General features: G+C 65.4%; 17 protein-coding genes and 1 riboswitch. Of the genes, 11 read left to right on the top strand and 6 right to left on the bottom strand.

What is annotated here, in order from left to right:
* Positions 1 to 90: 90 nt before the first annotated feature.
* Both ACSKT0_RS17560 and thiE read right to left on the bottom strand, forming a co-directional pair.
* Positions 91 to 1,605: an RNB domain-containing ribonuclease gene (locus ACSKT0_RS17560; protein WP_437770899.1), complete on the bottom strand. Its 1,515-nt coding sequence runs from the start codon at positions 1,603 to 1,605 to the stop codon at positions 91 to 93.
* Between the two features lie 37 nt (positions 1,606 to 1,642).
* Complete coding sequence (gene thiE, locus ACSKT0_RS17555) at positions 1,643 to 2,332, bottom strand: thiamine phosphate synthase (protein WP_437770898.1); 690 nt, start codon at positions 2,330 to 2,332, stop codon at positions 1,643 to 1,645.
* Between the two features lie 26 nt (positions 2,333 to 2,358).
* Positions 2,359 to 2,478: riboswitch (TPP riboswitch) on the top strand.
* Between thiE and thiO the strand changes: the two genes are divergently transcribed.
* The 4 genes from thiO to ACSKT0_RS17535 all read left to right on the top strand — a co-directional run bounded on the left by thiO (position 2,470) and on the right by ACSKT0_RS17535 (position 5,210).
* On the top strand, positions 2,470 to 3,774 hold the full coding sequence (gene thiO / locus ACSKT0_RS17550; RefSeq protein ID WP_437770897.1) for a glycine oxidase ThiO: 1,305 nt from the start codon (positions 2,470 to 2,472) through the stop codon (positions 3,772 to 3,774). Its footprint overlaps the riboswitch before it by 9 nt.
* Positions 3,771 to 4,007, top strand: coding sequence for a sulfur carrier protein ThiS (gene thiS / locus ACSKT0_RS17545; RefSeq protein ID WP_345449115.1), 237 nt, complete (start codon positions 3,771 to 3,773; stop codon positions 4,005 to 4,007). Before thiO ends, thiS begins: the two co-directional genes overlap by 4 nt.
* Positions 4,008 to 4,010: 3 nt before the next feature.
* On the top strand, positions 4,011 to 4,817 hold the full coding sequence (locus ACSKT0_RS17540) for a thiazole synthase (RefSeq protein ID WP_345449114.1): 807 nt from the start codon (positions 4,011 to 4,013) through the stop codon (positions 4,815 to 4,817).
* A 60-nt stretch (positions 4,818 to 4,877) separates the two neighbouring features.
* Positions 4,878 to 5,210: a 4a-hydroxytetrahydrobiopterin dehydratase gene (locus ACSKT0_RS17535; RefSeq protein WP_437770896.1), complete on the top strand. Its 333-nt coding sequence runs from the start codon at positions 4,878 to 4,880 to the stop codon at positions 5,208 to 5,210.
* A gap of 31 nt (positions 5,211 to 5,241) precedes the next feature.
* Here the strand turns inward: ACSKT0_RS17535 and ACSKT0_RS17530 are convergent, their stop codons facing one another.
* From ACSKT0_RS17530 to ACSKT0_RS17520, 3 genes are read right to left on the bottom strand one after another with little or no spacing between them, the layout of a single operon-like run.
* Positions 5,242 to 5,544, bottom strand: a complete 303-nt coding sequence (locus ACSKT0_RS17530; protein WP_437770895.1) for a hypothetical protein — start codon at positions 5,542 to 5,544, stop codon at positions 5,242 to 5,244.
* A gap of 36 nt (positions 5,545 to 5,580) precedes the next feature.
* Positions 5,581 to 5,805 carry a DUF3107 domain-containing protein gene (locus ACSKT0_RS17525; RefSeq protein WP_059387503.1) on the bottom strand — a complete coding sequence of 75 codons (225 nt, stop codon included), beginning with the start codon at positions 5,803 to 5,805 and terminating at the stop codon, positions 5,581 to 5,583.
* A 49-nt stretch (positions 5,806 to 5,854) separates the two neighbouring features.
* Positions 5,855 to 6,511 (bottom strand): TetR/AcrR family transcriptional regulator, encoded by a 657-nt coding sequence (locus ACSKT0_RS17520; RefSeq protein ID WP_415983880.1) that lies wholly within the window; start codon positions 6,509 to 6,511, stop codon positions 5,855 to 5,857.
* 85 nt (positions 6,512 to 6,596) lie between these two features.
* On the opposite strand from ACSKT0_RS17520, the gene moeB reads away from it, so the two are divergent.
* Both moeB and ACSKT0_RS17510 read left to right on the top strand, forming a co-directional pair.
* Positions 6,597 to 7,796: a molybdopterin-synthase adenylyltransferase MoeB gene (gene moeB, locus ACSKT0_RS17515; protein WP_437770894.1), complete on the top strand. Its 1,200-nt coding sequence runs from the start codon at positions 6,597 to 6,599 to the stop codon at positions 7,794 to 7,796.
* A 47-nt stretch (positions 7,797 to 7,843) separates the two neighbouring features.
* On the top strand, positions 7,844 to 8,821 hold the full coding sequence (locus tag ACSKT0_RS17510; protein ID WP_437770893.1) for an SDR family NAD(P)-dependent oxidoreductase: 978 nt from the start codon (positions 7,844 to 7,846) through the stop codon (positions 8,819 to 8,821).
* Positions 8,822 to 8,835: 14 nt separating this feature from the next.
* Here the strand turns inward: ACSKT0_RS17510 and ACSKT0_RS17505 are convergent, their stop codons facing one another.
* Positions 8,836 to 10,164: a glutamyl-tRNA reductase gene (locus ACSKT0_RS17505; protein ID WP_437770892.1), complete on the bottom strand. Its 1,329-nt coding sequence runs from the start codon at positions 10,162 to 10,164 to the stop codon at positions 8,836 to 8,838.
* A 148-nt stretch (positions 10,165 to 10,312) separates the two neighbouring features.
* On the opposite strand from ACSKT0_RS17505, the gene hemE reads away from it, so the two are divergent.
* The 5 genes from hemE (at position 10,313) to hemC (ending at position 15,928) form a co-directional block, all read left to right on the top strand.
* Entirely contained in the window at positions 10,313 to 11,440 is a 1,128-nt protein-coding gene (hemE, locus tag ACSKT0_RS17500) for a uroporphyrinogen decarboxylase (RefSeq protein ID WP_437770891.1), read from the top strand.
* A gap of 5 nt (positions 11,441 to 11,445) precedes the next feature.
* Positions 11,446 to 12,930 (top strand): protoporphyrinogen oxidase, encoded by a 1,485-nt coding sequence (gene hemG / locus ACSKT0_RS17495; protein WP_437770890.1) that lies wholly within the window; start codon positions 11,446 to 11,448, stop codon positions 12,928 to 12,930.
* Positions 12,931 to 13,002: 72 nt separating this feature from the next.
* Entirely contained in the window at positions 13,003 to 13,704 is a 702-nt protein-coding gene (gene hemQ / locus ACSKT0_RS17490) for a hydrogen peroxide-dependent heme synthase (protein WP_437770889.1), read from the top strand.
* Positions 13,705 to 13,769: 65 nt separating this feature from the next.
* Positions 13,770 to 14,945 (top strand): ferrochelatase, encoded by a 1,176-nt coding sequence (locus tag ACSKT0_RS17485; protein WP_437774069.1) that lies wholly within the window; start codon positions 13,770 to 13,772, stop codon positions 14,943 to 14,945.
* The gene (gene hemC / locus ACSKT0_RS17480; protein WP_437770888.1) at positions 14,942 to 15,928 is read left to right on the top strand and encodes a hydroxymethylbilane synthase; all 987 of its coding nucleotides are present in this window, start codon (positions 14,942 to 14,944) and stop codon (positions 15,926 to 15,928) included. The genes ACSKT0_RS17485 and hemC overlap by 4 nt, the downstream gene beginning before the upstream one ends.
* The last annotated feature ends 16 nt before the right edge of the window (positions 15,929 to 15,944 follow it).

The raw sequence follows: 15,944 nt of genomic DNA, 5'->3' as shown, positions 1-15,944 counted from the left end.
AACGACCGGGCATCCATTACTACTCACTCAGTCTAACGTCTGGGCGCGATAATCCCCGGATCCCGGTCCCGGGCCTGCGAACGGAGTGCGCTACGGGATCAGTTCGAAGGTGATTTGGCGGGTTGCAATGTCCGCGTCCAGCAGTTTCACACGGACCTTAGTGCCCGACTCCATTTCGCCGTCGCAACGAGCGGTGACTGCCGGCTCGGCGATCTGGACGATGCCGTAGGGGCCGTGCGGGGCTCCGTTCCCATTGCCATTACCGTTGTTGCCATTGGCGCTGTTCCCGTTACCGTTTCCGTTGTTCTTGGCGGGCTTCGATCCGGAAATCACTACGGCGTCGAATTCCTGTCCGATGTGGTTCACCAGGAGCGCTGCCTCCACCGTGTCCAAGGCCAGGCGTTCCATTTTGGCGGCAAGCTGGTCGGAAGACGCCATGATCACCGGCAGGGTCGGCAAAGCATTCCGGGCCCATGCAGGGATCTCTGTTCCATTACTCAGAGCTTCGCAGATGACCAGCACAAAACGATCGACAAGCCGGCGCAACGGCGCGGTGGTGTGGGCATAGGGTGCCCCGATGGCTGACTGCATGACGCTGCCCGGTACCTCGCCGTCGAAGGGTGTGTAGCCGGCACCACGGAAAAGCAGCCCTGCTGAATGGAGGATGGCCAGTTGCCGGGGGTCCTTGGCATCGAGGGTCCGCAGGTACGCTCCATAGCTCGTCCCCTCGGTCCAGGGCTTGCCGAGCGCCCCCGTTTGCCGTTTGAAATGGAGCAGCGAGCGCTCATCGGGGGCCGGCATGGTGCGCAAAATCCCCACTTTGCCATCGAGCATCAGCTGGGCGGCGGCCATCCCGGTCATGAGCGAAATCTGGGCGTTCCAGTCCTCAACCGGCAGCGAGGGGGCTGCGACGATCCTGTACCCCCCGCCGTCGGGCAGTTGGACGATTTCCTGTTCAGGCATGTTCAGGCTTGCGCCGCCGCGGCGGCGTTCGAGTTCCACCCGCTTGAGCCCGACCTCCTTGAGCAGCTGCAGGATGGGATCAGCCCTTCCGGAATCGATCTCCGCCTGCACACCCTTGTAGCTGAGTTTGGCGCGGCTGCGTACGCTTGCCCGACGCACGGAGACGGTGCGGAACTCTGCCTCGGCATCGAGTTCGAAGTCCCACACGAACGCGCCGCACGTCTGGCCGGCCAACAGGCTTCCGGCATGCTCGCTGATGATCTCGGGGTGCAGCGGTATGCGGCCGTCCGGGGCATAGTACGTTTGCCCGCGGTGGCGGGTCTCGGCGTCGAGCGCTCCTCCCGGGGGTACAAAGGAGGGCACATCGGAGATGGCGTAGAAAACCCTGTAACCATCGCCGGACCTGTCTATAAAGAGGGCCTGGTCGAGATCCGTGGAAGAAGCCGGGTCGATCGTGATGAATGGAACATCCGTGAAGTCCTGCGCCGGCAGGGCGTGTCCGGAAACCGCGGCTTCAGCGTCGCGCAGCGCTTCAGCGGGATAACCTGCGGGCAGCTCGAGTTCAGTCCGCAGCGCCGCCAGCGCTTCCGCAAGCTGGTTCGACGTTTCGCTGACATTCGGGGCTATCCGCTGGTGTGACACGAAAGTCAGGGTAACTCCAAAATCTCGCGGCGTCTCGCTAGGCCGCCGCTGCGTCCAGGGCAGCCAGGAGCGCCTGGGCAGCTGCCGTCGGATCCTGCGCTTCGGTGATTGCCCGCACCACCACGATGCGGCTGGCGCCGGCCCTAACTACCTCTTCCACGTTGCCGAGATCGATCCCGCCGATCGCAAACCAGGGGAGCACGACGCCCCCGACGGTCTCTTCGTCTGCCTGCTTCACCGCGTTGGCAGCGTACTTCACCAGATCGAGCCCGACGGCGGAGCGTCCCGGCTTCGTGGGGGTGGCCCACACCGGCCCGACGCAGAAGTAGTCCAGGCCGCTGCGGCCAGGCGACGCGGCGATGGCGGCGTCAATCTGTTCCGGCGTGTGCGTGGAGAGGCCGATGATGGTGGGGTCGTGGAGCAATTTCCGGGCAGAGCGCAGCGGAATGTCCTTTTGGCCGATATGGAACACCGGCGCGCCGGAGAGGGATGCTACGTCCGCGCGGTCGTTGACTGCCCAGAGACGGCCGTGACGATGGGCCACGGATTGCAGGATCTCCAGGAGTTCGAGTTCTTCCGCCGCTTCAATCGTCTTGTCGCGCAGCTGGATGATGTCCACGCCGCCTTCGAATGCGGCATCGACAAACTGCTCAAAATCACCCTGTGGTTTGCGGGCGTCGGTGCAGAGGTACAGGCGGGCGGTGGTGTGGACATCGTGCTGGGTCATGGAAACAGAGTAGTTCCTCTAAACTGGGCAGGTACCGCGGGAGCCGCGGCGGCAGTCACAATCGCCGCGCGGCTGAGAGGGCTTCAGCGCCGACCGCTTGACCTGATCCGGCTAATACCGGCGTAGGGAAGGACTCCATGGACGAAGTGAACAGCCAGCACGAACCCCTGCGCGCGGATGTCGCGGTGATCGGGGGCGGTGTCATTGGCCTCGGCATCGCGTGGGAAGCCCGCAGATCCGGCCGTTCGGTTGCCCTCATCGATCCCGCACCAGCCAGCGGCGCTACGTTCGCGGCGGCGGGAATGCTGGCGCCGGTCAGCGAATTGCACTACCAGGAAGAGGACCTCCTGGAGCTAATGCTCGAATCGTCGGTATTGTGGCCGGACTTCGAACGCAATGTGACCGGCTCGAGCATCGGCCGCAGCACGGGTTACCGTACGACGCCGACCCTCGCCGTCGGCGCGGACGCTGCGGACCGCCGGGCGCTCGCCGATCTCCGGGATGTCCAGCTGGCCAATGGCCTGGTGGTGGAATCCGTGCGGTTGCGCGAGGCGCGGGAGCGTGAGCCGCTGCTGAGCCCGCAGATTTCCTGCGCCTTCGACATCCCGGGCGACCACCAAGTGGATCCACGCCGGCTTTCGGCCGCGATTCTGGGCGCGCTGGCAGACCACCAGCCCGGCGATTCCAGCTGGATTCCGGGGGCCGATGACGGTTTTGCGATCCACGACACTGCGGCGGGCCTCCTGTGGGAGGACGGGCGCGTCGTCGGGGCCGTGCTCGGCTCAGGAATCGAAGTGCTCGCCACGGAAACAGTGGTAGCCAACGGACTGGATGCCGCCCGCTTGAACGGCCTGCCGGAGGGATTGTCACTCCCGCTGCGTCCGGTCTATGGCGACATACTGCGGTTGCGCGTCCCGGAGCACCTGCAACCCCTGGTCACCGCCACGGTCCGGGGAATGGTGCGCGGAGTGCCCGTCTATATCGTGCCCCGCGACGACGGGACGGTGGTGATCGGCGCGACGCAACGTGAAGACGGCTTGTCGGCGTCCGGGGGATCGGCCAACCCGGTGTCAGCCGGTGGTGTGTACCAATTGCTCCGCGACGCCCAGGTACTTGTCCCGGCTGTGGCCGAACTGGAACTTCTGGAAGCAACTGCCCGAGCGCGCCCGGGCACTCCGGACAATGCACCGCTGCTGGGCCGCGTGGAAGGTCGCGAAAGAACCGTGCCCGGCCTCATCGTGGCCAGCGGCTTCTTCCGCCACGGCGTACTCCTCACTCCGGCAGCGGCGAAGATCTGCGTCGGGCTCATGGACGGCACCGCGGATCCCCGGTGGAACAAATTCCGCCCGGACCGCTTCTCCCACCAGCTTTCAGCGGCACGGGCCTCAACAGACGGCCCATCGGCCGGTACCTCAAATCCCCTTCCGAAGGACCACGCATGAACATCAAATTGAACGGCGCAGACCACACACTGAGCGACGACGCGTCTGTCACCACCCTCGTCAGCCACGTCACCGGACGTGTTGTGGACTCCAGCGGCCAGGCGGCTGACGGACGCAAGATCGGCGTCGCCGTCGCACGCAATTCCGAAGTGGTCCCGCGCAGCCAGTGGGCTGCCACCGCGCTCGCAGAGGGCGACGAACTCGAAATCGTTACCGCAGTACAGGGAGGCTGAACCATGACGACAGCAAGCACACACGAAGCAAGCACCCGAACCGACGCCCTGGTGATCGACGGTGTCGAGTTCGGCTCTCGCCTCATCATGGGCACCGGCGGAGCCCCGAGCCTGGACGGCCTGGGGGCGGCGTTGCTGGCCTCGGGCACCGAACTCACCACCGTTGCCATGCGGAGATACTCGCCGACCGAAACAGGTTCGCTCTTCCAGTTGCTCGTGGACCATGGCATCCGTGTCCTGCCCAACACGGCCGGCTGTTTTACCGCCAAGGATGCTGTCATGACAGCCGAGCTTGCACGGGAGGCGCTGGAAACGGATTGGGTGAAGCTCGAGGTCATCGCCGACGAACAGACGCTGCTGCCTGACGCAGTGGAGCTCGTGGACGCAACGGAGAAGCTGGTGGACCGCGGCTTCAAGGTCTTCGCCTACACCAACGACGACCCCGTGCTGGCGCTTCGATTGGAAAACCTCGGAGCCACAGCGGTGATGCCCTTGGGCGCGCCTATCGGCACCGGACTGGGCATCCTGAATCCCCACAACATCGAACTCATTGTGTCCCGGGCTTCTGTGCCGGTAGTACTCGACGCCGGCATCGGAACCGCGTCCGACGCCGCACTCGCCATGGAGCTCGGTTGCGACGCCGTGCTGCTGGCAACCGCGGTGACCCGTGCGCAGAACCCGGTGCAGATGGGCGAAGCCTTCAAACACGCTGTCATCGCCGGTAGGCTGGCGAAGCAGGCCGGCCGCATCCCGCGCCGGGAACACGCCCTGGCGTCCTCGGCGATGGAAGGCCGGGCCGAGTTCCTCTAGAGGCCTACGCTGGCCGCTCCGGGGATTCCTGCGAATTCCACGTCAGCGAAGGAGCCCCGGATGGCCGGCAAAGATGACATCCTCAGCAAGTCCGCGATCGACGACGCCCTGGCGGAACTGCCGGACTGGCGGTACCGCCTGGGCGGACTCGCCACCGTCTACAAATGCCCGACGTCGGCTGCCGCACTCGAGCTGATTGCCGCCGTCGGGCGCATCGCCGAACAGCAGAACCATCACCCGGACCTGGACTGGCGGTACAACCGGGTGTTCATCCGCTACACCTCCCATGACGCCGGGAGCGAGGTGACCCAACGCGACATCCGGGCGGCCACGAGCGCCAGCGAAGCAGCCGCGGAAGTGGGGGCAGTGGCCAAACCGGAAGCAACCCCTTGAGCCGGATCTGGAGCTAGAGTCGCAGCGCCAGCTAGAGTCGCAGCGCCGCGGTCAGCTGGGTGGTGTCGTGCCGGGTCCGATGACGGCCCAGGAAGTAGGAGGCCACCGCGGCCGCCACGGTTCCAAGAATGACCGGCAGGACCCACGGGATCCACGTCACGCCAGGCTGGTAGCCAAAGCCAAGTTGGATGAAAATCATCCAACTCAGCATGGCGACGGCAACGGAAACACCAGCGGGCAGGGTGATTCCGTACGTGCCACGGTGTTTGTCAGTTCCCCAGACGATGAAGCCTGAGGCGATGGTGGCTAGCGCCACGATGACAAGTGAGAGCATGCGGACTCCTGGCTCGCTGGTGTTCTTGCGTATCGCTTAGAGGGCGCCGAAGCCGACCCGGCGCACTTCCTCGGCGCCGATCTCCACGTATCCGAGGACATTGCCGGGAACGATGACCTGGCGGCCCTTTTCGTCGGTCAGGCGCAGGTCCGTGCCGTTGGCAATGGCCTCGCTTACGATCTTGGCAACAGCCTCGGCGTCGAGAGCGGACTCAAGCGCGATCTCACGGCCAACATTCTGAATGCCGATCTTTACTTCCACAGCGGGGCCTCCCAGCCAATCAAAAATTACTCAGTCCTCTATTTGTAGTCTAGGACTCTTTCGGGAAGCGACTGATTCCGCGCCAAGCTAAACGGTAGATCAGATCGCTGGCGACATCGAGGTCCAGATCGCCGTCGGTTTCGAGCCAATACCGGGCGCTGACCTGCGCCATTCCGGCCAAGCCCCGGCCGAGCAGCTGGGCCTCCAGCGGGGGCAGCTTGGTGTCTTCGGCGATGACCTTGGCGACGGCGTCGGCGAAGGTGCGGTTGAAAGTCTCCAGTCGCGAGCTGACATCCGGGTCATTGATGAGATCGGATTCGAAGACGAGCCGGTGGGCTTGGTCATCGCCCGCGATGAAACGGTAGTAGGCGCGCATGACGGCCTGGACGCGTTCCTTGTTGTCCGACGTCGAATTCAGCGCCGTGAGCATCTGGTCCGTGAGCATGGCCAGGTGGCTGTCGAGGAGGGCCATGTAAAGCTCCCGCTTTGACGGGAAGTGCTGGTACAGCACCGGCTTGCTGACATGGGCGGTCTCGGCGATTTCGTCCATCGCTGCACCATGGAAGCCGTTGGCAACGAAGACTTCCAAGGCGGCGTTCAAGAGCTGGGCCCGGCGCTCATCGCGTGGCAGCCTCGCCGAGCGTGGGGAACCGGTCCGATCTTGTCTGACCTGTGCCTCCTGTTTGATACGTGCACTCTCAGCCACTTGTCTGCCGCCTTTCCTTTGCAGTTATGACCACAATACTGCGCAGTAATATGACCGGGCGGCAGCGGCAGGCATACTTTGGAGTATGGCCACTATTCTTGCTGCCCAAACATTGCCGTCTTCGCTGCCGCCACTTGTGGAACCGGCCGCGGAGCTGACCACCGAAGAGGTCGAACGGTACTCGCGCCACCTCATTATTCCCGAAATCGGAGCGGCCGGTCAGCGCCGGCTCAAGAACGCAAAAGTACTCGTGATCGGTGCAGGCGGACTGGGCTCTCCGGCGTTGCTGTACCTGGCCGCCGCCGGCGTGGGGACGCTCGGAATCGTGGACGACGACGACGTCGACCTCAGCAACCTGCAACGCCAGATCATCCACGGCGTGGGCGATGTGGGTCGGCCGAAGATCGAATCGGCACGTGACGCCATCAAGGAACTCAATCCGCTGGTCAACGTGCAGCTTCACAACGTGCGCCTGGACTCCTCCAACGCTTTGGAGATTTTCTCCGGCTACGACCTCATCCTGGATGGCGCAGACAATTTCGCCACCCGATACCTGGTCAACGATGCTGCCGCGATCCTCGGCAAACCATACGTCTGGGGATCCATTTTCCGCTTCGACGGCCAGGTCAGCGTGTTCTGGGAGAAGCATGGACCCAGCTACCGCGATCTCTATCCCGAGGCCCCTCCTGCAGGCTCCGTCCCGTCCTGCGGCGAAGGCGGCGTGTTCGGCATGCTGTGCGCTGCTGTCGGCTCGCTCATGGTGACGGAGGCAGTCAAGCTGATCACCGGCGTCGGGCGCTCCATGCTGGGACGCGTAGCGCTCTTCGACGCCCTCGGCGGCAGCTGGCGCGAAATCAAGGTTTCGAAAGACCCGGAGGCCGAGCCGATCACCGAATTGACCGACTACGAAGCTTTCTGCGGCATCACCCCGGCGCCCGCAGGCGACTCGGTTCGGACTGTCACGGCCACCGAACTTTCCGGGATGCTCGAGGCCCGCGCGGCGGGGGAAAGCGACTTTGAACTGGTGGATGTCCGCGAGATCGGTGAACACGAGATTGTGAACATCGACGGTTCGGTGCTTATCCCGCAGGGACGCATCCTGGCGGGAGAGGCCTGGACGGAACTGCCGCAAGACAAAGAGATCGTGTTCCACTGCAAGGGCGGTACCCGTTCCGCTGCGGTGCTCGCGGCCGCACAGCGCGCTGGCTACACGCGCGTGAGCCACCTCGACGGCGGGATCCTTGCGTGGGTGCGCGACGTCGAGCCGGGCAAACCGGTTTACTGAACCCAGACGCTGGTGAACACGAAAGGTCCGATATGAGCGAGGAATCCATGACCACACCGCAACACCCCATCGGATCGGGATTCGGCCACGGCTCCAAGGCATCGGAGGTTGTGGCGGGAGTGGACCTCCGCGGCAAGACGGCAATCGTCACGGGAGGCTATTCCGGGCTCGGTCTGGAAACGGTGCGGGCCTTGTCCTTCGCTGGCGCCACGGTCACGGTTCCGGCCCGCCGTCCGGAACACGCCAGGGAAGTCCTCGCCGCGGCCGGCCTGGCCCGGGAGCAAGTGACCGTGGAAGCCTTGGATCTGGCCGATCAGCAGGCCGTGAAGGATTTCGCGGCACGCTTCCTGGCGTCGAACCCAACCCTGGACATCCTGATCAACAACGCCGCCATCATGGCGAGCCCGGAACAACGCGTGGGCCCCGGCTGGGAATCCCAATTCGCCACCAACCACTTGGGCCACTTCACCCTTCTCAACACTTTGTGGCCAGCGCTGGCGGCTGCCGGTTCGGCACGTGTGGTCTCCTTGTCCTCCACGGGACACAAACTCTCGCCGATCCGTTTTGAGGACATCAATTTCGAGACCGGTTACGACAAATGGAAGGCCTACGGCCAGGCAAAGACCGCAAATGCGCTATTCGCCGTGGAGCTGGACCGCCTGGGTAAATCCGCCGGGGTGCGGGCCTTCGCGGTCCATCCCGGCGGCATCATGACCGAGCTCCAGCGCTACCTTCCGCGTGAAGAGATGGTCGCGGCGGGTTGGATGGACGACGCAGGCAACGTCCGGGAGGGTTTCAAGACTCCGGAGCAGGGGGCTGCCACGTCCACGTGGGCAGCCACGTCCTCGGCCCTGGCGGGCATGGGCGGGGTGTATTGCGAAGACTGCGACATCGCCAAGCCCACGGACCCGGCCTCGCCGCTCGCGCGTTACCAAGGAGTGGATGCGCACGCAGTGGATCCGGAAGCCGCAACAAGGCTGTGGGCTGTGTCTGCAGAAATGACGGGCGTCAACGCCTTCGCATAGGACCCGGGCGGGGGCTAGGCGCTTTCAGCCTGCTGGGATGCCTGTTCGTGGTCTACGGGGCATTCAGCTGCTGGAGCCGCGGCAATCGGCTGCTCCACCTGGATGCCATATAAGGCCTCAAGGGCTGCGACATAATCGTCTTGCTGCCCGTTGGCGGCAAGTTCACGCGCGCGGACCGTGGGGATGTGGAGCAGTTGCTTGACCATGCGGCGGAGCGCGAACTCGACTTCTTCAGCCGCAGCGGTGCAGCCGTGCCGGGCCCGGACTTTTTCCATCTCGGCGTCGAGCACGTTCATGGTGTGGCGGCGCAGTGCCACAATGGCCGAGTCGACTGACCGCGCTTCGCGCTCCTGCTCGAAGGCGTCTGCCGCACCGGAAACAATGGTGCTCGCTTGCGCCAGCGACTCCGCTTGTTCCTGGGGCGCCGCGAGCCGCACGGATTCGAGCGTCAGGAGCTCGACGCCGTCGAGCTCGCCCACCGCGGGGTCGAAGTCGTGAGTGAGCGCGAGGTCGATCGCGATGAGCGTCTGGGTAGAAAGTGCACGGACCTTGGCGAGCTCTTCGGCCTCAACGCGGGTGTCCGATCCGCTGCAACCGATCATGACATCGGCGGCAGCGACGGCGGCAGGAAGGGTTTCGGCGTCGAGCGCGGTTCCGCCGCGGGTCGCCACGAAAGCCTCGGCCCGGCCGGAAGACGAGTAAACGGAGACGTCGGTGCAGCCGCGATCGCGAAGCAGCGACATAGTGGCCCCTGCGTAGGCCCCGGTCCCGAAGACAACTACCTTCTTGGTGCTCCAGTCGGCGTTCTCTGAGAGGTCCGTAGCGAGGTCCAGGGCAACTGAAACTATGGACAAGCCCCGCGAACCGAGGGCGGTCTGGGCCCCGACGTCCTTTGCCGTCTTGGAGGCAGCCTGGAACAAGCGGACCAGCCCGGAACTCGCGGTTCCTTCGTGCTGGGCAGTGATGAGGGCGCGGCGCACTTGGCCGGCGATTTCGCGTTCGCCGACGACGGCGGAGTCCAGTCCGGCGCTGACGGCGAAGAGGTGCCTGCTGACCTCAGGGCCGGTGCGGGTGCTGAAGGCGCGCGAGACGAGCTGCTCGTTGAGTCCGCTCAAGCCACTGATCTGCGTGACGAGCGCCGAGCGGGCAGCCTCAAGGTTCTCGACATGCGGCGTTTCGCCGTAGATTTCGTAGCGGTTGCAGGTGGCCAGGACCACGGCGCCGGAGACAAGTTGGGAATCGGCCAAAGCGGACGAGGCAACCTCGGATGAACCGTTGCTCAACTGAGCGACGGTTTCAAGATCGATGTCGGCGTGTGTAGCCACCAATGAGAAAAGAACCACAGCAAAGCAATCATAGCTTTTTCGGCGCCATGTAGAACAACGCTCGCGAGTGGTTCTCCGCACTGTCCGGAGTGACGCCCGTCACCTCGCAATGTGCGGGACAGGCTGTCGTTATCTTTTGATCCCGATCTTCGGCACAATCGAAGGCATGACTTCCAGTTCCGCACTGCCTCATTCTGTGTCGGCCAACGGCGTTTCCGGCACCGCCGCCTCGAGCCTTGATGCAAGCCACCCGCTCATGGATGGCCGCACCGCAGACTCCCCGCTGATCCAGGCATACCGTGGAGGCAAGCCGTCCCGCCGTCCCGTGTGGTTCATGCGACAGGCCGGCCGCTCGTTGCCGGAGTACCTCAAAGTCCGTGAAGGGGTGGCGATGCTGGACTCCTGCCTGCGTCCCGAGCTCGCCTCCGAGATCACTTTGCAGCCGGTCCGCCGCCATGATGTTGATGCAGCCATCTTCTTCTCGGATATCGTCATTCCCCTCAAGCTGGCGGGCGTCGGCGTGGACATCGTTCCCGGCGTCGGTCCTGTCCTGGACAAGCCCGTCCGCACGGTCGCTGACGTGGCCGCCTTGCCGCAGCTGACGTGGGAAGCCCTCGAGCCGATCCGCGAGGCCGTGCGCCTGACGGTGGCGGAGCTCGGCACCACACCCCTGATCGGCTTCGCCGGTGCGCCGTTCACGCTCGCCGCGTACATGGTGGAAGGCAAGCCTTCCCGTGACCACCTCGGTCCGCGCACCATGATGCACGCCGATCCGGAAACCTGGACCGCGCTGGCCAACTGGGCAGCCGACGCTTCCGGCATGTTCCTGCGGGCCCAACTGGAAGCGGGCGCCTCTGCGGGGCAACTGTTCGACTCCTGGGCCGGTTCCCTTGGCCTGGCCGACTACGCCAAGTACGTTGCTCCCGCCTCCACACGCGCCCTTGACCATGTCCGCCACCTCGGTGCGCCGCTGGTCCACTTCGGTACGGGAACGTCCGAGTTGCTCGTCGCGATGCGCGACGTCGGCGTGGACGTCGTAGGGGTGGACTACCGGCTGCCGCTTGACGAGGCAAACCGGCGCCTAGGTGGAACCGTGCCCCTGCAGGGCAACATTGACCCCGCGCTGCTTTCGGCGCCGTGGGAAGTCCTGGAAGCCCACGTCCGCGAGGTAATCGCCGCCGGTTCCGCAGCCCCAGGCCACGTCCTCAACCTCGGCCACGGTGTGCCTCCGGAGACGGACCCCGCGGTCCTGACCCGGGTAGTGGAACTCATCCACTCGATCCCGGCAGGGTAGCCGGCATGCGCGGCGGTCACCCACAGCCCGAACACACCAGGCCCGAACACGCGCTTCCCGGCGGTTCAGCAGCTGGCTTGACGGCCGTCGTCGTGGGCGGCGGCATTTCCGGCCTGCTCGCCGCCCGTGTACTGGCCAAGGCGGGCATCGCTGTCACCGTGCTCGAAGCGGGCGACTCGTGGGGCGGCTGCGTGGGAAGCCACGAGGTTGGCGGCCTTGAGCTGGACAGTGGAGCGGAGTCCTTCGCCACGCGCTCCACTGCCGTGGCCGATCTCGCCCGCGATCTCGGGCTTGGCGACAACATCGTGGCGCCCCATCCGGGAGGGGCCTGGGTGCAGTTGCCCGACGGTCCGCAGGAACTGCCCAAGACCGGAGTGCTCGGAATTCCGGCGAACCCCTGGGACCCCGAAGTCCGGCGTTCCTTGGGCTTCGCAGGCTCCTTGCGGGCCTCGCTCGACCGCTACCTGCCCGCATCAATAGGCACCTCCGACGAGGTCACCAGCGTCTCCTCGTTGGTCCGGGCACGGATGGGCAAACGGGTGCTCGATCGGCTCGTGGCACCCGTCGTCGGGGGAGTGCACTCCGCGGATCCCGCACTGCTCGACGTCGACATGGTGGCCCCGGGACTACGCGCGGCACTGCGCGAGCACCGTTCGTTGGCCGCTGCGGTGGCCAGCCAGCGCGCAGCCGGTTCAAAGCGAAACGGGAGCGGAGCGGCGAAGGCCGGATCCGCCGTCGGCGGCTTGAAAGGCGGAATGAGCACCTTGGTTTCCGCCCTCGTGGCGGAGCTGCGTTCGGAGGGAGTCGCCCTCGTCTCCGGCGCCCGGGTGGATTCAATCACCCGCACTGAAAGCGGTTGGCAGGCCACCGCGGCGGGCACAACGTACGACGCCGGGCGGCTCGTGGTGGCGCTCGACGGTCCGGCCGCCGTCGGGCTGCTGGAGGAGGCGCTTCCGGAGCTGTCCGCGCTGCGTCCGGCCGCGGGCCCCTTGGTGAGCCTCGTGACCTTGGTGGTCGACGTGCCTGAACTGGACCGCCGTCCCCGCGGCACCGGCATTCTCGTCGCTCCGCAAACCGAGGGGATCGAGGCGAAAGCGCTCACGCATGCCACGGCAAAGTGGGACTGGCTGGCGGAAGAAGCCGGCCCCGGCACGCACGTGCTGCGCCTGTCCTATGGGCGGGGCGAGGGAGCGGACCCCCCTGGATCGGCGGCCGCGCTGGATGACGATGCCCTGTTTGAGGCTGCGCTCCGCGACGCCTCGGCCTTGCTGACGGTGCCCATTGTCCGCGAAGACGTGCTCGATTGGGACATTGTCCGCTGGGCCGGTGCCTTGCCGTTCGCCGCCGTCGGTCATAAACAGCGCGTTGCCGAGGTGCGGCGCATCTGCGCCGAAGCAGAGGGTCTGTCGGTTGTGGGCGGCTGGCTTGCCGGAAACGGCCTGGCTGCCGTGGTATCCGACACCTCCGCGCAAATCGACGCAATTTTGTGAAATGCACCACTTCTACGCATTGTAGAAGTGGTGCATTTCGACTTAGTGGCATCCACGGGGCAGACTTGTACCATGAGCCACACTTCTGCCGAATCTGTCACTAAAACTGCCGAATCCGAAGAGCAGTTCTTTACGCTGTGGACCGTCTTCAAGCGGTCGGACGATGTCCTGCGCAGCGCCGATGCTGTCCAGGATTTCGAGCAGCTGGCTGCCAAGCTCGCCGAGGACGGCGTTGTCCTCCGCGGAAGCTACGACGTATCCGCCATGCGTTCCGACGCCGACATCATGGTGTGGCTCCACGGAGCCAAGCCCGAGGCCCTGCAACAGGCCGTCCGTGACATCCGCCGCAGCGCGCTGTTCGCCGGCACAGAGATCGTCTGGTCCGCCATGGGCGTCCACCGCGAAGCCGAATTCGCCAAAAACCACGTTCCTGCCTATGCCCGCGGCGTCGAGCCCAGCACCTGGCTCTGCGTCTACCCGTTCGTGCGCTCCTACGAGTGGTACATCCTGCCGGCCGAAGAGCGTGGAAAGATGCTGCGCGACCACGGCATGCTGGGCCGCGACTTCCCCCAGGTCATCTCCAACACCGTGTCCTCGTTCGCCTTGGGCGACTGGGAGTGGATCCTTGGCCTGGAAGCACCCGAACTCGTTGACCTGGTCGACCTCATGCGCCACCTGCGGGCCACAGACGCCCGCAACCACGTCCGCGAGGAAATCCCGTTCTACACCGGTCGCCGCATCACCGCCGCGGAGATCGCCGAGGTCCTCGCGTGAGCGGCCGCCACTCCGCCGGTCCGGCCAGCCTCACCGAGGTCAATGACGTCACCGAGGCCGGACGCATGGCCCCCAAAGAGTACGACGCCGTCCTCCTCGCCTCGTTCGGCGGGCCCGAAGGCCAGGACGACGTCATTCCCTTCCTGCGCAATGTGACCCGTGGCCGCGGCATCCCGGATGAGCGTCTGGAAGAGGTGTCCCACCACTACCGCGCCTTTGGCGGGATCAGCCCCATCAACCAGCAAAACAGGAACCTCAAGGCCGCCCTCGAGGCAGAGCTTGCGGCACGCGGCATCAGCCTGCCTGTGCTGTGGGGCAACCGCAACTGGGATCCCTACATCCCGCAAACGCTCCAGGAAGCCTACGACGCCGGCCACCGCAAGCTGTTGATGGTCACCACCAGTGCTTACTCCTGTTACTCCAGCTGCCGCCAATACCGCGAGGACATCGGCATTGCGCTGACGGAGACCGGCCTTGACGGCAAACTCGAGGTGGACAAGGTCCGCCAGTACTTCGACCACCCTGGCTTCGTCGAACCATTCGTGGAAGGAACGGCTGCCGGACTTGCCGAGGTCAAGGAGAAATTGGCCGCGGCCGGTCTCCAGGACGCTCCGGTCCACATCCTGTTTGCAACGCACTCCATTCCTACCCGCGACGCCGAGGCCGCCGGGCGTTCGGACGCCGAGCCCCGCGAGTTCGAGCAGGACTCGGCTTATGTGGCCCAACACCTGGCCGCCGGCGCCGAGGTTGTTCGGCGGGTTGAAGCCGAATCCGGACTCACCGCGCCATGGTCCTTGGTGTACCAGTCCCGTTCGGGCGCGCCGAGTGTTCCATGGCTTGAGCCGGACATCAACGATGCCATCGAGGAACTGGCCGGCCAAGGGATCAAGGGCGTCGTGATCGTTCCGCTCGGTTTCGTCTCCGACCACATGGAAGTGGCCTGGGACCTGGACACCGAGGCCTTGGAAACGTGCAAGAACCTCGGGCTCACCGCGACCCGCGTCCCCACGCCGGGAACCCACCGCAAGTTCGTTTCCGGCTTGGTGGACCTCATTTGCGAGCGGACCGCAGCCAACAACATCGCCGATCGCCCTGCCATGACCGGGCTGGGACCGTGGTACGACATCTGCCGTCCCGGCTGCTGCGCCAACTTCCGTGGAGAGAAGCCCACGATTGCGGGTGCGGACACCACAGTAGGCACCGGACATGATGCCTACCCCATAGGAGAAAGCGCGAAATGACCGTACGGATCGGCACCCGCGCGAGCAAGCTCGCGCTCACCCAGAGCCAGCAGGCCGCGGACCAGCTGGCCGCCGTCGGTGGCTTTCCCGTTGAACTGGTGCGCATCAAGACCGAAGGCGATGTCCGGACGGGCTCGCTGTCCCAGATGGGCGGCACCGGAGTATTCGTCGCAGCCCTTCGCGAAGCGCTGTTGGAGAACGCGTGCGACGTCGCGGTGCACTCCCTGAAGGATCTCCCCACGGGTGCGGCACCGGGACTCACGATTGCCGCAACGCCCAAGCGCGTCGACGTCCGGGACGCCTTGTGCGCCCGTGACGGTCTCAAGTTGGCGGATCTTCCGGCCGGCGCACGGGTCGGTACCGGCTCGCCGCGCCGCGCTGCGCAGCTGCGCGCCGCCCGCCCGGATCTCGACGTCGTGGACATCCGCGGCAACGTGGACACCCGGCTGGGCCGCGTTCCGGGGCTCGCCGGCAATGCGGAAGATTCACCCGGCGATCTCGACGCCGTCGTCCTCGCCGCGGCGGGACTGGAACGGATCAGCAGGCTCGACGTCGTGACGGAGTTCTTTGAGACCGACGTCATGCTTCCCGCCCCCGGACAGGGCTCACTTGCGATCGAGTGCCGCACCGTCGACGCTCCAGGACAATCCGGCTCCGCCGAAAGTTCCCAGGGCGCCCTAGCCCAGGCCCTGGCCGCACTCAATGATGAAGACACCCGGCTGGCCGTCACCGCGGAGCGGGCCGTCCTGGCCCGCCTCGAAGCCGGCTGTGCTGCGCCCGTAGGCGCATACGCTTACCGCAAGGGCAGCATGCTGTACCTTGAAGCCATTGTCTGCGCCGTGGACGGGAGCAAATCGGTGCGCGAGAAAAAGGCCACCGACGGACTCACTGAGGTGGGCGCCACGTTGCTGGGCATCGAAGTCGCCGAGCTCCTGCTTGCCGCAGGTGCTGCGGACATCGCAGATCTTGCAGCGTCCCGATAACCGGAGCCAACAGGAG

The organism is Arthrobacter sp. KNU40, from assembly GCF_051515115.1.
GTDB lineage: Bacteria > Actinomycetota > Actinomycetes > Actinomycetales > Micrococcaceae > Arthrobacter.
The sequence above is the reverse complement of the archived record's forward strand: the minus strand, read 5'-3'. Positions and strand labels throughout refer to the sequence as shown.

What these genes read in the sequence shown, in the direction of transcription:
- ACSKT0_RS17485 (WP_437774069.1), top strand. Translation starts at nt 13,770, where the DNA reads ATGGCCCCCAAAGAGTACGACGCCGTCCTCCTCGCCTCGTTCGGCGGG.
- ACSKT0_RS17530 (WP_437770895.1), bottom strand. Translation starts at nt 5,544, where the DNA reads ATGCTCTCACTTGTCATCGTGGCGCTAGCCACCATCGCCTCAGGCTTC.
- thiS (WP_345449115.1), top strand. Translation starts at nt 3,771, where the DNA reads ATGAACATCAAATTGAACGGCGCAGACCACACACTGAGCGACGACGCG.
- hemQ (WP_437770889.1), top strand. Translation starts at nt 13,003, where the DNA reads ATGAGCCACACTTCTGCCGAATCTGTCACTAAAACTGCCGAATCCGAA.
- thiE (WP_437770898.1), bottom strand. Translation starts at nt 2,332, where the DNA reads ATGACCCAGCACGATGTCCACACCACCGCCCGCCTGTACCTCTGCACC.
- hemG (WP_437770890.1), top strand. Translation starts at nt 11,446, where the DNA reads ATGCGCGGCGGTCACCCACAGCCCGAACACACCAGGCCCGAACACGCG.
- ACSKT0_RS17535 (WP_437770896.1), top strand. Translation starts at nt 4,878, where the DNA reads ATGGCCGGCAAAGATGACATCCTCAGCAAGTCCGCGATCGACGACGCC.
- hemC (WP_437770888.1), top strand. Translation starts at nt 14,942, where the DNA reads ATGACCGTACGGATCGGCACCCGCGCGAGCAAGCTCGCGCTCACCCAG.
- hemE (WP_437770891.1), top strand. Translation starts at nt 10,313, where the DNA reads ATGACTTCCAGTTCCGCACTGCCTCATTCTGTGTCGGCCAACGGCGTT.
- thiO (WP_437770897.1), top strand. Translation starts at nt 2,470, where the DNA reads ATGGACGAAGTGAACAGCCAGCACGAACCCCTGCGCGCGGATGTCGCG.
- ACSKT0_RS17510 (WP_437770893.1), top strand. Translation starts at nt 7,844, where the DNA reads ATGACCACACCGCAACACCCCATCGGATCGGGATTCGGCCACGGCTCC.
- ACSKT0_RS17540 (WP_345449114.1), top strand. Translation starts at nt 4,011, where the DNA reads ATGACGACAGCAAGCACACACGAAGCAAGCACCCGAACCGACGCCCTG.
- moeB (WP_437770894.1), top strand. Translation starts at nt 6,597, where the DNA reads ATGGCCACTATTCTTGCTGCCCAAACATTGCCGTCTTCGCTGCCGCCA.